Source organism: Clostridium sp. UBA5712, from assembly GCF_002419845.1.
Lineage (GTDB): Bacteria > Bacillota > Clostridia > Clostridiales > Clostridiaceae > Clostridium_J > Clostridium_J sulfidigenes.
Genome location: NZ_DIGW01000010.1, coordinates 212986 through 229464 on the forward strand (window position 1 = coordinate 212986; position 16479 = coordinate 229464).

Consider the following 16479-nt stretch of genomic DNA (forward strand, 5'->3'; position numbering starts at 1 on the left):
TAAGATAGCTCTATGGCATTGCAAACCTCAGAAATGTTCTAAAATTGGTCAAAAAAAACCTGTAGAACATTTTACTGTCCCACAGGTATATAATCATAATTATCCTGTTGCCAATTAAGGCCCGGCCCCACGAACTCCCAAAAAGTTCATCGCCTGCTCAGTTTGTACTGTAGATTTATATGCAGTGCAAATAGATATACCTTAATAATAACATGCATACTATGATTTGTAAATAAATTTTAAAATAAGATATATGCTAATTATAAATAATAAGCACATTTCTTACCTTGACTCTACATTTAAAATTAAATCTAATAAATAAAATAATAAGAGTTATTAATATAATCTACTTCGTACTTTTCACATAATTTTCTTAATAAGGTTTTTACCTTAATATTATTTTCGTCTGGATTTTTTAAAAGTTCATTAAACCTATTCTTTTCTTTTAATGTTACTTTATCTTTTATATATCCATAAACATGTTGTGCTGTGTTAATAAAATTTCCTCTACTAAAAGGCTTTTCTAAACACTGATCTATATACATATACACTTCTCTCATTGGTATAGGAGAATTTACTAAGCTACTACATTTTTTATAATAAGAATAGTCCTTTTCCATTAAAGAATACTTATACTTCGCCCATTGCTCTGTCCTTATTGAAATTGGCAAGTCTTCATTAAGAGTGTAAATACACTTCATTGCTGATATTTCCTTATCCTTAACTTCAAGCATGACATCTGAATTAATTTCTGAAATACTTTTCATATAATCTAAAAAATTACTAGTAACAACAAACTTAGAATGAGCTCCTCCTTTTTTACTTATATCTCTATCAGAATAATGGAATTTTACTGGACCATCTTCAACCTTCCATGTATTTTTAACAGAGTATAAAATATCCTTCCACTCTAAAAAACAAGGATTGAGCTGATGATGAAGATTATCAAACACTGCTGGTATTTTAATATCATTACAAATATTTAATACATCTTCTATGGTATAACTTTTATCATCATTCTCAATTACCAATCTTTTTTTCAAAGAGTTTGATAGTCTATTAAAATTATGCTTAAATCGTTCCATGGCAGAAATTTTATCTCCATATACCCCTCCAACATGAAGTATAATTTTGTTAGAATAGTCCACACCTAAACTATCTAAAAATTTGCAATGATACTCTAGATCCATAATACTTTTCTCAACAACTTCCTCATTAGGAGAATTTAGAACTGTATATTGACCAGGATGCATAGAAACCCTAATATTATTATTTTTTATAAATTCTCCACACTCTGTAAGTTCTTTATTATAGGTCTCCCACCACTTTAGGTTATTAATTGGGTGACTACCAAAGGGAATTATATCTGAACTTATCCTAAATAAATATATTGCATTTTCTATATTCCACTTTAATATATTCATTAAATCATCAATGTTACTTCTAACACACTGATTAAAAACATTATCACTAAAATTTTTTAATAAAAAGCTTCTTGAAGTTTTATATGGAATAGATGCAGGTGTACATGCATATCCAATTCTATTTTTTTCAAGCAACTTACAACACCATCCTTTTACTTAAATGAAAAGTAATAAGCTAATTGCCATTACAGCCATTCCCGCTACTAGTCCGTAGATAGATAAATGATGTTCACCATATTCTCTTGCCGATGGAAGTAATTCATCAAGAGAAATAAATATCATAATACCAGCAACTATAGCAAAAATAATTCCAAGGGTAATATTATTAATAAATGGCATCAATACCAAATAACCAATAATAGCACCTAAGGGCTCTGACAGTCCAGATAGAAAAGAATATAGAAAAGCTTTTTTTCTACTACCCGTAGCATAAAATACTGGAACTGATACTGCGATACCCTCAGGAATATTATGAATAGCAATAGCAATTGTTATAGGTATGGCTATTGATGGTTCTTGTAATGCAGAAATAAAAGTAGCCAATCCTTCTGGAAAGTTATGAATAGCCACTGCTAATGCTGTAAGTAATCCCATTCTAAGCAATTTTGTATTATCTTTTGATGTATCTTTTAAATTTTCATTTTCCGTTCCCTCTAATTCTTCAATTTTATAAATATCATGAGGATTTTCACCACTTGGTATAAGTTTGTCAATAATCGCTATAATTAACATACCAAAAAAGAAAGCTCCTACTGTAACCCAAGAACCCAATTTAAATCCAAGTTCAACGGATAATAAGTTCCTAGCTTCAACAAAAATTTCTATCATAGAAACATATATCATAACTCCTGCAGAAAATCCTAAACTAATTGATAAAAATTTTGTATTGGTCTTTTTAGCAAAAAACGCAAGAGCACTTCCAATTCCTGTACATAGCCCTGCAAATAACGTTAATGCAAAGGCAATAAAAACCTGTTCCATATCTTTTCCCCCTAATTCCTATATTTTATTCATATACTTATCAATAACTTACACAAACTTGTTTAATCAATACAATATCAATTACTGCAACTTTTACTAACTTTCACCCTAATTAAACCTAATTATTTTCATAGGATGAATTACTCTATTTTCCTTTAATAGTATAATTATTATATCATAATCAATTTAAAAATCACTACTATGCTATTCTATATAAAATAATACTTATGCTAGTATTTCAATAGTTCTATTTATATTTTTGTTTATAATATGGATATTATGTAAAAGCATACTTATGTTACAATAATATTATATAAACTTTATTTTTATTATATAAATACTTAGCAAAAAACTTTATTACACTTAAGAATAGGAGACATTAATTATGTACGAAAATGTTAAAATGGAAAATATGACATGGCAAGAGTTTGCAAAGAAAAAAGATGATGCAATTATATTACCAATAGGTGCTACAGAACAACATGGCCCTCACTTACCTACCTGTGTAGATTCTGTATTAGCAAGAGAGTTTGCTTACCGCATAGCTGAAAAAATAAATGGAGTAGTTGCTCCAACAATTTCTTATGGATATAAATCAAAACCATTAAGTGGTGGTGGCCCATTATTTCCTGGAACTATTGACTTAAATGGTGCTACATTACAAGCCTTAGTAATGGATATAATAGATGAATTTGTTCGTGATGGCTTTACAAAAATATTTATTTTGAGTGCTCACTTTGAAAATGAAGCATTTATTGTAGAAGCTATGGATCTATGTTCTGCAAAATATGGAGACAAGGTAAAGCTTCTTCTTACTAACTGGTGGGATCCAATGTCACCTGATGTAATTGATAAAGTTTTTGATGAAGTACCATTCCCAGGATGGGCTTTAGAACATGCTGCCGTTACAGAGACCTCATTAATGATGTACTTTGCACCAGAGCTTGTTAGAGAAGATAAAATATTAGATACTGAAAATGCTAGTCCAACAACTTATTTTAGATATCCTATAGAAAAAGATATCGTTCCCGAAACTGGAATACTTGCATCAGCTAAATCCTCTTCAGCTGCAAGAGGAAAAATAATTGTAGATGACGTTATTCCAAACATTGTTAAAATAGTTGAAGAAGCTTTCAGATAAATTTAAGAATTATCGCTTAATTTATAAAATTATTATGCTTCTATTTAATATAATAAAATTGCCTAGTATTATAATTATTCATACTAGGCAAACTTATTTATAAAATATCTAATTATCACATAAAACTATAATTTGTGATGGTGTTGTAATTGCAGGTATACTCTTGGTACTCATTCCATATACAACCACAAGATTTCTATTTTCTATATTGCCCAAAAAGCTCTGGCCATTTTCAAGTAATATTTGTGTTCTATTACTAATATTAAGTCTAAGTGAATCATCTCTACTGACTAATCTTCTATTGAAATGAGACACTTTGACATTTTCTTTTTTTGATTTTCTGGCTATAACAATAGCTCTATACTGTGGTGGAAATATTAATGGAACAGGTGCCAATGCATCATAAAATCCAATTATATAATCACCAGGTCTTATATTAACATGGTCTACAAAGTAAGTATCTCGGCTAACTACTAAGTTAAAATCATCATCTCTTCTTCCTCTTACTGACATTATCATTGTACATGCCGATGTGTCATTTACTGATGTTTTCATCACTTCTATACTTTTAACTACTCCTTCAATACTTAAAAATTCTTTCACTATTATTCCTCCATATAATAACATACTGTGTTGTTATTATATTATGGATTGAAAAAACTTGTGTTACAATTTAAATATCTTCTTTAAAAATATAAAAGTAATAAAGAATGCTTATCTACCTATTTTTTTCAAAATTTTAGTACAATTATGGGTACACTAAAGCTAAATTTCACTTCATCCTTTTACTTTACCATTCTTTTCTTATCATCAGATAAATCAAGACCTAATGTTCCACCTGGATTCATAATATTATTTGGATCAAAATGATTTTTTAATACCTTGAATACCTCCATTTGATTTTTACCTATTTGACCTTCAAGCCAAGGGGCTGTCATCTTTCCTATTCCATGGTGATGACTCATCGCAGCTCCATACTTCTGAATATTATCAAGTATTCCATATTGATATTCTAAATACTCATCTATTTTATTCATTTTAGCTATAAAAATAAAGTACAGATTTGCACCTTGTGGATAAACATGAGACATATGTGTCATACAAATTGTATTTGGTCTACTTTTGCAGTAAGCTCTTACTCCCTTATGAACGCAATCCATATTCTCCCAATTAACTGAACATTCAAGGGTATCAGTCATAATACCATAATCCTGTAAATCTTCTCTTAAATATGGATCTCTAAACCTTCCGTGCTCCCATGCCTTAGTTACATATCCTGTGGTCGACATGGCTCCATACGCTTTACATATCTTATGAACCTTTTTCCTTACTACCTTTGTAAAACATGTTTCTCCATCTGTAAATCCTAAAAACATACATCTCTCATTTGTCTTATATCCTCTTACAGTCATTATTTTATCAATAATTGTTCCTTCTACTCCATAGAGTTTCATCATAACATCAGTTTCTTCTGGGTCTGATAATCTAAATACTGATGGAAATCCAAATTGCCCTTGCATAATCTCTCTTGCTGCATTTCTAGCATCTTCCCAGTTCTTGAATATATAACTAAATCTCCTTTGATTTTCTGGCATGTATCTAAAAATCTTAAGAGTTACAGAAACTAATATTCCATAGGCACCTTCACTTCCCATCATGATTTCATCGATGGATGGTCCTGTAGCTAATGCAGGATATTCATCGGTTTTTATTTCTCCAGCCGGCGTGATATACTCTTGACATATAACCATATCCTCAATCTTTCCAAAGTAGGTTGAATTCTGACCTGCTCCTCTAGTTACAACCCAGCCTCCAACTGCCGAATATTCAAAGGATTGAGGGAAATGCCCACAGGTATATGCCCTCTTTGCACCAAAGAGTTCCTTTGCTTTATTTAATGTTTCTTCTAGTTTCGGACCTGACATACCAGCTTCTACAGTTATTGTTTGATTTATTTCATTAAAGTTAACTACCTTATTCATATGAACTCTCATATCTAAGGATACTCCACCTTTTACACACTCAACGCCTCTAGTTACAGATGAACCTCCTCCGTAAACATACACTGGTATTTTCTCTTCATTACAGTACTCAACTATTTCTTTTATGTCTTCTTTGCTTCTTGGATGTATTACTATATCAGGAATATTTTCAACGATACCTTCTCTAAGTCTCATTGAATCTATCATAGTTTTTCCATAAGCTATTTGAAGCCTTGAATAAGGGTCCATTCTTACATTACTTTCTCCTACTATGTGTTTAAAGTGAGCAATTTGCCCTTCTGCTAAAGTAATCTCTTTTTCAAAATTAACCTGTTCTAAACCCATTTTTTGAGGTGTTTTAAAATCATCATCAGTCATTTCAAAGGTTTTCTTCATCAAAGTGTATAATCTAGGATTGGGATGTTTAAATTCCTTAGGGTTTCCCCATTTTAAAATAGATCTATAGGATCCTTCTGGTGGCAAATCTTCATACCAATTTGGTGTGAAAATATCTTCATTTTTATTCATATATAATTCCCCCATATACAATTAAATATCTGGATAATTTGTTATCTTTCCAATATCTGAATATAGTGATTTAAGTCTTCTATATATTCTCTTGTAAACTTTCTTAAAAAGTTTTGAATATATTTCTGTATATTCTTTTTCTGGAGTAAATATTTTTTTATAATGAACCATTTTCTCAATAGCTTCATTGTAAGTTACATACATTCCTAAAGCTACAAAAGTTATAATAGCTGCTCCTAATCCTGACGTCTCATGGGTCGTAGTTTTATAAACCTTTCTATTTAACATACTGGCAGTTATTTGACAAATAGTATCACTTTGAGAGCCGCCTCCTGAAACCATTACATACTTCACTTTTTCCTTAGTTTTTCTTTCTATTTTTTCTATTCCATCTAATAATCCATAATTTATTCCTTCAATAATAGCTCGATAAATATGGCTTCTTGTATGAACATCTCCAAAACCTATAATTGCTCCCTTTGCCTCAGGATATTTTAAACCTGGTCCCCAATATGGTTGAAGCATTAACCCATGGCATCCCGGTGGAACATCCTTTAATCTTTCATTTAATATTTCTTCATAAGAAATGCCTCTTTCTTCTGCTTCCATAGCTTCCTTTCTAGCAAATTCTCTCTTAAACCAACTAATCATCCAATACCCCCTAAAAATTTCAAATTCCGGATTATAATATCCTGGGATGCAAGCTGGATAAGCTGGCATAAACATTAAAGGCTCTATATATTTTTTTGACATAGTCTGAACTGTAGCTGTTGTTCCAAAACTTAAATTTACCCATTTTTCATTCTTACAACCTGTACCTAAGGTTTCACAACCTTTATCTGATCCTGCTGCAATAACAGGTATTCCAATCTTTAACCCTGTACCCTTTGCAACTTCTGAACTTATTTCCCCAATTCTTTCTCCCACCTCTACAAGCTGAGGTAGTTTTTCTCTTTCAACTCCCGAAATTTCCCATCTATAATCTTTATTTCCTTTTGGCCAATCTTTCTTTTTAAAATTAAAAGGTATATGTCCAATCTGAGATGCTATAGAATCTACAAAATTTCCTGTTAATTTAAAATTTAAATATCCTGAAAGTAATAAATACTTATAAGTGTTTCTCCATATTTCCGGCTGATTTTCCATTATCCAATTTGCTTTACATTTTTTCCTTGAAACCTCTATGGCTTTTTTCATTCCAATTAACCTAAAGAGAAAATCATATTTTTTACTTATAGGTTTTTTACACTCTGCCATCCTCTGATCTAACCATATTATTGCAGGTCTTAATGCTTCCCCATTTTTATCTACATTTATACCTGTATCTCTTTGTGTTGTTACTGATACTGCAAGTATTTCATTGAAAAAAGCAGAATTATTCTCTTTTAGTGCTGTACATACATGACATACACCTTGCCACCAAATCTCTGGATCTTGTTCTGCCCATCCTGGTCTATTTGAAAAGTATGGTTGAAAATCTAGCTTCTCTTTAGCTACTAATGTACCTAATCCATTAAATATCAACGCTCTTACACTTTGTGTCCCACAATCTATGGAGAGAACATATTTATCCTCCATTCGGATACTCCTCCTTTAATATCTCAATCAAACTTGAGGTTGAAATTATATTAACTCCAGTGTTTAATACATTTTCAATTATTACTTCATTTATATCAACATGATTTGTTATTACTACTTTACTTATTTCTCTCATTACATTAAATATTTTACTCTTTGGAATCAGTCCGTCAGTTCTCACCGGTAGTCTTGGCATTTCCTTATATATAGTATTTACTGTTGAAGCAATACTTCTTAATGGATTTTTTATCTCATTAATTCCAAATTCTATGCCTCTTTTGCACTTATTACCTTCCACTAATAGTTCTTCATTTTTTTCAATTATAGTAAGTTTGCAACCATTAGGACACACTATACAGGTGATTTTTTTTAACTCCACCTTATACACCTTCTTTAATTTTACTCATAACCAAATTTAGATTATCCATATTTTTTACAGAAAATGATTTTAAGTTTAAAATTATTTTTTCCATCTCCGGAGGTTTTATTATATTATACTTTTTCATAAATACTACTTTGTTATCTAAGTAAAATTCCACTTTTACATCTTCTATTACATCTTTACTTCTAAAGTAAATTGTTATATCTTTATCTATAGAATTTAAATCTATGCTTTGTGGTACTACATATAGAAATTCTTTTTTATCAAAGGTTATATCCACTAATTTTCTATAACTATTTTCTTCATAAGTTGCTGCCTGTTCTCCAGCATATTTCCCACTTTCTGATACATAATCTACTAAATCATTAACATGAAGAGAATTTCCACAGGAAAATACCCCATTTACACTTGTCCTAAAGTTATGATCTACCTTTGGTCCTTTGGTTAATGGATCAATTTCTATATTCAAACTTTCTGCTACCTCATTTTCTGGTATTAATCCTACTGATAATATTAATCCATCACACTTAATTATCTCTTCTGTTCCATCAATGAGCTTCATATTTTCGTCAACTCTACATGTTTCAACTGCTGAAACTTTGCTCTCCCCTATTACCCTAGTTACTGTATGGGATAAATGTAATGGAATATTATAATCTTCTAAGCATTGCATAATATTTCGGCTTAATCCTGAAGGAGTACTTTTCATCTCATACACACCTATAACCTTGGCACCTTCCAAGGTTAACCTTCTAGCCATAATTAATCCAATATCTCCACTTCCTAAAATCACACAGTTTTTACAAGGTAGATAACCCATGATATTTGTTAAATATTGTGCTGTTCCTGCTGAATATATGCCAGCAGGTCTATCTCCATTTATAAAAACTTGTCTAGACGTTCTCTCTCTACACCCGTTGGCTAAAACTAACGCCTTAGAGCTAACCTGAAAAACATCTTCTCTTGAATTTATTAAGGTTAATATAAAACTTTCTCCTACCTTTTCTACTTTACTTACAAATGTTGATGTATATATTGATATATCTTTTTCCATAATCTTTCTCATATATCTATCGGCATATTCTGGTCCACTAAGTGTTTCATTGAAGGTAATTAATCCAAATCCATCATGAATACATTGTTTTAATATTCCACCTAATTTTTTTTCTCTTTCAACAATTAATGTTTTACTTCCCTTCTCATTAGATGCTAATGCTGCTGCAAGCCCCGCTGGACCTCCACCTATAACTATTACATCAAAGTGAAATTTATTGTCTTTCATTTAATTTCACCTCATTATCATTTATTGTAAGATTATTATATTTACTTTGTACTTTTTCTATAAGAATGTTAGAATATTTACCTTTCTTAGTTATTTCATCAAAACTTTTACCATATTCCTCATTAATAATCTTTAATACCTGTGGCAAACAAAATCCTCCTTGACATCTGCCTGCCCCAGCCTTAACTCTTCTTTTAATAGCATCTACTGTATCCACTTTTATTGGACTTCTTAAAGCATCCTGAACTTCACCTTTGCTTATTTCCTCGCATCTACAAATTATTTCACCATATTCTGGTTTCTCTTTTATTAGCTTAGCCTTTTCCTCAAAGGACATATTTCTTACTTCTGGTATTCCTTTTCTTATTGGATTCCAATAATCTTTTTTCTTTAACTGTATTTTTTCAGCTAGTAATCTACAGGTTATCTTCTCAATTTCCTCTGCTATAGCTGGTGCAGATGCAAGACCTGGTGATTGGATACCTGCTGCATAAATTAAATTATCAACACGTTCAGATCGTTCAATGATAAAATCTTCTTCATAAGTAGCGGCTCTTATTCCCGCATAATATGTTATTACATCACCATTAGATAATTTAGGTACTACAGGTAAATGCTTTCTTAATATATTCTCTATATTTGTTGAATTTGTAGAATAATCTTCTCTAAAGGGTTGTTCATAAGCATCAGGCCCTACCAATATATTTCCATCTATTGTTTTTACAATACCTCCACCCTTAGTATTTCCTTTAGTCAGATTTAAGCTTGGTTTAGCTACCACTCCATTAATTAAAGAACCTTTCTTTCTATCTAATATTAACGTCTCTCCTTTCCTTGGATGTATTGTGAAAAACTGATCACCTGCCATGTTAGCAATTTTATCAGCAAAGATTCCAGCTGCATTTATAATTACCTTAGGATATATTAATCCTCTATTTGTATTTACTCCAATAATCTCATTTCCATCCATAAGGAATGATTCTACTAAGGTATCTAAGGAAAACTCAACTTCATTCATAGCTGCATTTTCTGCAAAAGCATAGGTCATCCTATAAGGAGATAATATACCTGTTGTTCCAAAATGAACTGCCCCAACTATATTATCCGTCACATTTGGTTCTATTTTTTTTACCTGTGCCTTATTTAAAATAACTACATCCTTTACTCCAGCCTTCCGTGCTCTATTCATAAGGTAAGGTTTAGCTAACCTTATAAATCCTCTATCAAAAAGCACTGTAGAGCCACATCTTTCAAAAGGTACCCCTAGCTCCTTTGTAATCTTTGAATAAAGCTCATTACCTCTAACATTAAATATGGATTTTTTACTTCCTATAGGAGCTTCTATACCTGGATGTATCATCCCATCATTTCTTGATGATGTGTGCATTGCCAAATCTGATTCTTTTTCAAGCAATAAAATAGACATTTCCCACTTTGCAAGCTCTCTAGCAATAGCACATCCTATAACTCCTCCTCCAATAATGAGTACATCTACCCTTTTCCCATTTAAATTTGAATCTCTTATAATCGGTGCTTTAATTAGAGGTATTTTTAAATCCTTCACAGTTATTTTATTTACTACACCCTTATATCCTCTTTTAGCAGCAAGTTTACCGGCTTTAATAACCATATCCCAACTCTCTACCTGTCCTTCTAAAATGATGGAAGAGTTCCATTCTCTGCAGTAAATCTCTTTATTAACCTCTTTTTGTATAAGTTTTTGAACCTTTTCATATTTTTTTATCATTACATATCCCTTCCTTAGGATGTTCGGACATCTTAACTTCTCTGTATATACTATGATTTAACTATAAAATAAATACTTATTTTTAATAATTTATCATAGGTACATAGTATAAATTTTCTGGAACTATAAAATTTAAATAATAGAATGGTTCTTCATTATTTTCTTCATATATCCATCTTTCCATAACTAATACTCTTGTAGTTTCATCTATTTCTAACAGACTTTTTTCTTCGCTATTAGGAATTCTAATAGTTATCGTCTGATCTACCTTTGATATGTCTACCTTTAAATCATTTATAATCATACTTGCCAAGGATTTTTTAAAATCAAATTTACTATTATCATTAGAAAACCGCTGTGAAAAATATGAATTCTCAATGGCTACTGGGATTTCCTCAACAGTTCTTAACCTTTTTACATAAAGGCACTTTTGATTTATTTTCCATCTCATCTTATTTGTTAATTCTTCGGCTGGGATAAAAAAATTCTCATCTAGTATTTTGTTGCTAATCTTTATTCCCTTAGTTCTTAATGTAAAAGTTAGACTAATAAGTGGCTCAAATCCCAAAGAAGGCTTATCTCTTAAAACAAAGGTACCAATTCCTTGTTTCTTATACAGATATCCTTGACTAACTAATAAGTCTATCGCTTGTCTTATTGTAGCTCTACCTACTTCATAGTTCTCCATCAGTTCCCTTTCAGTTGGAATTCGAGAATTAACCTCCCATCTACCACTTATAATTGCCTTGGTTATTTCTTCTTTTACTTGTATATATAACGGTGTTTTATTATATCTATCTATCATTATTAATTCCTCCAATGTTTTTTATATTTATATGCTGGATGATTTATATGATTACCAATTTATTAACATGTTGAGGATTATTTATATCTTATGATTTATATTGTTAAACTATAAAAAGGCAACCTGAAACTATTTTTCAGGCTGCCTTATATAATATTTTATAATATACTAACACCAATTTATTTAACTTTCCTATGATATTTTAAAATGAACATATTTCTCAAGAATAACTTACTTTTGAAATTATTTTTAAACTTATATGTGATTATCAATTGATTTCATTGTCTTTGAATACTTCTTATAGTAAAAATATCCTAACACTGCCCATAAAATCACCAATACCATAGAATGTCTACTTAATCTTGCAGGAGAACCTGGTATTATCAATAATCCTATGAATACTAGCCCTATAAAAGCCCCCAATGCTGAAAAATATTTGTCAACTCCTATTGAGTTTTTAAACCCAATATAACATACATAAAAATATGCTACTGCTGCTAGTAAGGATGACATATCTACAATATAGATAATAACTTCTCTACCAAACCATGGTGCTATTAAACTTACTACGGCTATAAATTTAACTCCATTTTCGAAAACACCATTTTTATTTTTCTCTTTGTACTTTGATGGGATAAGTTTATATCTGGATAAAGCTCCAATTAACTTGCTACTCCCTAACATAAACCCATTTATACCACCTGCTACTGCACCAGCTAGGGATATTATTAGTAGGATAAAGCCTATATATCCCATATTATCAAGTACTGCAGACCCTAAAGCCCACTGCTCCAATAAGGCTTTCTCTGGAGTATAAACTAGACCTGTTGTAATATTTAATAGGTTATAAAAAAGTGCTCCAGCAAATATTGCTAGTAATGCCATTCTTGTAGCTTTTGGTGCTTCAAAATTCAAATCTGTGGATACTTGCGGTATTACATCAAAGCCAACAAACAAGAAGGGTACTATAGCAAAAACTTTTACTACTTCAGTAATATTAAACTTATAGTTATTAATATAGGTATCCCTAATCAAGCTGTGGTCTACCTTCATAAACATGAAAGCAAACACTATAATTACATTTACCACCATTAATAAAATTAAAATGTTCTGTACCATGGAACTTAATTTCAATCCTTTGATATTAATATAAGCAAATACAAGAATTATCAAGCTGGCAATGATAACCTCTGACAAGTATACTGGATAACCTGCTACTTGATATAGATATATAAAGTCCACTACTGAACCAAATAACCTTTTAAGCACCAATACAAAGGCTGTGGCATTAAGTGGAACCATACTTATATAACACAATGTCAAGGACCAGCCTACTATAAATCCATTTCCCTTTCCTAAGTTATTGTAAGTATAAGAGAATTCTCCCCCATCTTCATTATGCTTCTCCATCATTATGTGATAACCCTTTTGTATAAAAACAATAGCAAGACCACCAAGTATAAAACCGATGGCCGTGCTAATAATACCACTTTCATGGAGAAACTTTGAACCTGGCAAGGTAAATGAACCCCATCCAATAATAGATCCTAATGCTAAGGCTAATATGTCTATTCTGTTCAACTTTTTCTTCATAAAATTCAATCCTTAATTAAAATTATATTCTGTAACTATCTTTGCTCTTCCTGTTACTTGATCTTGATAATATTCATAGCAACAAATACCTAGATAAGAACCAGATATATTGATTACATTATCATATCCACTATTTTGTAATGCCATTACTGCATTATAACTTCTTTGACTTGAACGACAATGTAAATATACAGGTTTATCCTTTGGTATTTCAGACATTCTTTCTCTAATTTCACTTAATGGAATATTTACTGAATTCTTAAGATGTCCTTGTTCATATTCATGCTTCTCTCTTACATCTACAATAAATTCGTCGTTTTCTACTAACTCCCTAACTATCGTTACTGGTACTTGTCTAAACTTACCATATAATAAATTCAGTCCTACTAAAGCTGCAAAATTAACTACATCTTTTGCTGTTCCAAATAAAGGAGCATAACATAACTCTAATTCCTTTAAATTCTCTAAGGTTCCACCCATTGTTATCATTGTTGCAATTACATCTATTCTCTTATCTACATTTCCTTTTCCTATAGCCTGTGCTCCAAGAATTCTTCCTGTTGGATATTCATATATTAATTTGAAATGCATTGGATTACTATCTGGCATTAATCCAACTTTATCTCCTGGAATAATATATACAAAATCATAAGAAATCCCTGCTGCTTTAGCAGTTTTCTCATTTAATCCTGTAGAAGCTGCTCCTAGATCAAATACTTGAACTACAGATGATCCTATAACTCCATTATTATTGTGATGAATATTATACATATTATCAGCTGCTGCCCTAGCCTGTCTTTGAGCTGGTCCTGCTAAAGCCAGCCTTGAAGTTTTATGTGTTAATCGATTATAAACTTCAATAGCATCACCTACAGCATATATATCTTTATCATTGGTCAAATAGTTATGATCAACTTTAATGCCCCCAGTTACTCCAATTTCAAGTCCTGCATCCTTAGCTAATCCTGTTTCAGGACTAACACCAATTGCCATTACTACAACTTTTGCAGCCACCCTTTTACCTGATTGTAATTCTACAAAGTCTTCATCTATCTTCTTAACTCCATCACTTAATATAAGGTTTACTCCCTTATCCATCATTTCCTTGTGAAGTATTTGAGCCATATCATAGTCAAAAGGACTCATTATTTGATCAAGTGCTTCTATAAGACTTACATTCTTATCTGCTAAACATAGGTTTTCCGCTACTTCAACCCCTATAAAACCACCACCAACAACAGCAATATCCTTAATATTGTTACTATCAATATAATTCTTTAATTTCTTTATATCAACTACATTTCTTACTGTAAATACATTGGAACCTGTTACTCCTTCAATACTTCTTGGCAATATTGGATTAGCCCCTGGAGATAAAACTAATTTGTCATAGGACTCTTCATATTCTTCTCCTGTAAGAAGGTTCTTAACTACTACTTTTTTATCATCTCTTATAATTTTTATAACTTCACTATTAACTCTAGCTTCAATATTATATTGATTTTTGAACTGTGTTGGACACATTAAAACTAAATCGTCACCATTTTCCACCATGCCACTTAAATGAAATGGTAAAGCGCAGTTAGAAAAAGATACATGAGGTCCCTTCTCAAACATAATTATTTCTGCTTTTTCATCAATTCTACGTACTCTTGCTGCAACTGAAGCTCCTCCAGCAACTCCTCCAATAATTAAAATTCTTTTACCCATAACAATGATACCTCCTTTTAATGTTGCTTAAATAGTCTTTTAGCTAGTGTATTTCCTACAATACCACCAACTACCATGAAAATTAAGAAAATCCAACCGGAAAGTGAGAAATTTGCAATTGGAGTATATAATGCTCCTACATTACATCCATTCGCAAGTCTAGTACCTAATCCCATAGTAATTCCGCCTAGTGCATATAGTAATACTTCTCTTACTGTAATGTGCATCTCTGACATAAATGTTTTCTTAAACTTACCAGCAGTTAACAAGTATATACTAGTTCCAATGAGTATTCCAAAGTTTTGCACTGAAACAGCATGTTCAAAGAATGGAACAAGATACGCCTTTGCTGGCATTTGAGTAAAGGCTGCCAAAGATTCTGGTGAAATTCCAAATATCATCAAGAATTTACCAAACCATATTCCATAAGGAGTAGATGCGCCCCATCCAGCCTTAGTAATTCCCATTAACAAAGCAAATAATATACCTATAACTACAGCCCCTTGCACTAATGTCCAAGGTTTTACAAATAATCTGTTGTATGTTGTTTCACTTAAAAGCTTGTAATTCTTAGTGTCTAACACTTCATTTTCATCCTGTACCTTTTCCATTGAGTGACCAGTATAAGTATTATTTTGCTTACGACTTCTCTCGTAACGGTATGATATAAATACAACTACTCCACAAAATAATGCCATTAATACTAAGGCACCTAGATATCCTTCAAGACCATCCCATTTAAATAGATCTGGTAGGAATACACCTCCTGCCAACTTTTCACCTACTGGAGTTGAAAACCAAGAGTTCTTAACCCATCCTACAGTATTTTGTATAGGGAATCCTAAGAATACTCCTAACCCAAAGAAGATTAATGTAATAAACGCTCTAGGAAGACCTGTTATTAAGTCCGTAAGTACTCCTGATGCACAACATGATGAAAATGACATACCAAACCCAAATAGTATTGCCCCTAATATAAGACCAAAGTTAATTGGGTTTATCCACAGATCGTAACTAGCTGGATCTGCCTTGAATAAAAATGCAGTAGTCAATAAAGATGAGATAAAGAACAAGAACATTAGTGTCCTCATTAATTTTGTTGATCCTGTGTTAAATGCACGATTAACACTACCTGCAAATCCTGTATAAGCCCTAGATAAAGCATAACCTAATCCCACACCCACTAAAAGTCTAAAAAATAGCATGTCAGTTTTTAATAATGTCTTTCCTAAAAGTAATACTAGTAAAATTCCTATAAATCCTAAAATTTGTTCAGTCTTTTTCATTTTTTCCTCCTTATACTTTTAATTTAAAATTCAGTGTGAT

The 16479-nt window shown here is 31.4% G+C and carries 13 protein-coding genes and 1 riboswitch; of the genes, 1 reads left to right on the forward strand and 12 read right to left on the reverse strand.

The window, feature by feature from the left end:
- Positions 1 to 72 precede the first annotated feature (72 nt).
- A riboswitch (NiCo riboswitch) is annotated at positions 73 to 171 on the reverse strand.
- Positions 172 to 311: 140 nt separating this feature from the next.
- On the reverse strand, positions 312 to 1559 hold the full coding sequence (uvsE, locus tag B3B03_RS05025; protein ID WP_346847609.1) for a UV DNA damage repair endonuclease UvsE: 1248 nt from the start codon (positions 1557 to 1559) through the stop codon (positions 312 to 314).
- A gap of 21 nt (positions 1560 to 1580) precedes the next feature.
- Positions 1581 to 2405, reverse strand: coding sequence for a zinc transporter ZupT (zupT, locus tag B3B03_RS05030; protein ID WP_346847610.1), 825 nt, complete (start codon positions 2403 to 2405; stop codon positions 1581 to 1583).
- Positions 2406 to 2790: 385 nt separating this feature from the next.
- On the opposite strand from zupT, the gene B3B03_RS05035 reads away from it, so the two are divergent.
- On the forward strand, positions 2791 to 3546 hold the full coding sequence (locus tag B3B03_RS05035) for a creatininase (protein ID WP_346876620.1): 756 nt from the start codon (positions 2791 to 2793) through the stop codon (positions 3544 to 3546).
- A gap of 108 nt (positions 3547 to 3654) precedes the next feature.
- Here B3B03_RS05035 and B3B03_RS05040 read toward each other — a convergent pair whose 3' ends face one another.
- The 10 genes from B3B03_RS05040 to B3B03_RS05085 form a co-directional block, all read right to left on the reverse strand.
- The gene (locus tag B3B03_RS05040; RefSeq protein ID WP_346847612.1) at positions 3655 to 4149 is read right to left on the reverse strand and encodes a hypothetical protein; all 495 of its coding nucleotides are present in this window, start codon (positions 4147 to 4149) and stop codon (positions 3655 to 3657) included.
- Positions 4150 to 4331: 182 nt separating this feature from the next.
- On the reverse strand, positions 4332 to 6056 hold the full coding sequence (locus B3B03_RS05045; protein WP_346876621.1) for an FAD-binding oxidoreductase: 1725 nt from the start codon (positions 6054 to 6056) through the stop codon (positions 4332 to 4334).
- 21 nt (positions 6057 to 6077) lie between these two features.
- On the reverse strand, positions 6078 to 7634 hold the full coding sequence (locus B3B03_RS05050) for an FGGY-family carbohydrate kinase (RefSeq protein WP_346876622.1): 1557 nt from the start codon (positions 7632 to 7634) through the stop codon (positions 6078 to 6080).
- Entirely contained in the window at positions 7624 to 8013 is a 390-nt protein-coding gene (locus tag B3B03_RS05055) for a DUF1667 domain-containing protein (RefSeq protein WP_343826045.1), read from the reverse strand. The genes B3B03_RS05050 and B3B03_RS05055 overlap by 11 nt, the downstream gene beginning before the upstream one ends.
- Before the next feature lies 1 nt (position 8014).
- The gene (locus tag B3B03_RS05060) at positions 8015 to 9298 is read right to left on the reverse strand and encodes an NAD(P)/FAD-dependent oxidoreductase (RefSeq protein ID WP_346876623.1); all 1284 of its coding nucleotides are present in this window, start codon (positions 9296 to 9298) and stop codon (positions 8015 to 8017) included.
- Positions 9285 to 11045: an FAD-dependent oxidoreductase gene (locus B3B03_RS05065; RefSeq protein ID WP_346876624.1), complete on the reverse strand. Its 1761-nt coding sequence runs from the start codon at positions 11043 to 11045 to the stop codon at positions 9285 to 9287. The genes B3B03_RS05060 and B3B03_RS05065 overlap by 14 nt, the downstream gene beginning before the upstream one ends.
- 82 nt (positions 11046 to 11127) lie before the next feature.
- Positions 11128 to 11850, reverse strand: coding sequence for a GntR family transcriptional regulator (locus tag B3B03_RS05070; RefSeq protein ID WP_346876625.1), 723 nt, complete (start codon positions 11848 to 11850; stop codon positions 11128 to 11130).
- Between the two features lie 255 nt (positions 11851 to 12105).
- On the reverse strand, positions 12106 to 13443 hold the full coding sequence (locus B3B03_RS05075) for an APC family permease (RefSeq protein ID WP_346876626.1): 1338 nt from the start codon (positions 13441 to 13443) through the stop codon (positions 12106 to 12108).
- A gap of 12 nt (positions 13444 to 13455) precedes the next feature.
- Positions 13456 to 15153: an FAD-dependent oxidoreductase gene (locus B3B03_RS05080; protein WP_346876627.1), complete on the reverse strand. Its 1698-nt coding sequence runs from the start codon at positions 15151 to 15153 to the stop codon at positions 13456 to 13458.
- A gap of 17 nt (positions 15154 to 15170) precedes the next feature.
- Positions 15171 to 16439 (reverse strand): YeeE/YedE family protein, encoded by a 1269-nt coding sequence (locus B3B03_RS05085; RefSeq protein WP_346847654.1) that lies wholly within the window; start codon positions 16437 to 16439, stop codon positions 15171 to 15173.
- Positions 16440 to 16479 lie beyond the last annotated feature (40 nt).